Source organism: Acinetobacter sp. AL9, from assembly GCF_041464035.1.
GTDB lineage: Bacteria > Pseudomonadota > Gammaproteobacteria > Pseudomonadales > Moraxellaceae > Acinetobacter > Acinetobacter towneri.
In genome coordinates, this window is record NZ_JAYFSK010000304.1 from 1 (window position 1) to 224 (window position 224).

Sequence of the window (224 nt, forward strand, 5' to 3'; positions counted from 1 at the left end):
CAAGAACTGGCTGTTTGCAGGTTCGCTGCGCAGCGGCCAGCGAGCGGCGAATATCATGACTTTAATCCAGTCAGCAAAGCTGAATGGCTTGGATCCGTATGCCTATTTAAGTGATGTGCTGAAAAGGTTGCCGACACATAAAGTGACTCAGATTGAAGAATTGCTACCACACCGCTGGAAACCTGAACCGAATTAAAAAATAGGCATGGGGTTCAGCGGACGCT

At 48.7% G+C, this 224-nt stretch carries 1 protein-coding gene; it reads left to right on the top strand.

What is annotated here, in order from left to right; all coding sequences use genetic code 11:
* Positions 1–196: transposase domain-containing protein (locus tag ACEO2X_RS14825; protein ID WP_178928677.1), on the top strand; the 196-nt coding region annotated here is incomplete at its 5' end.
* Positions 197–224: the final 28 nt, after the last annotated feature.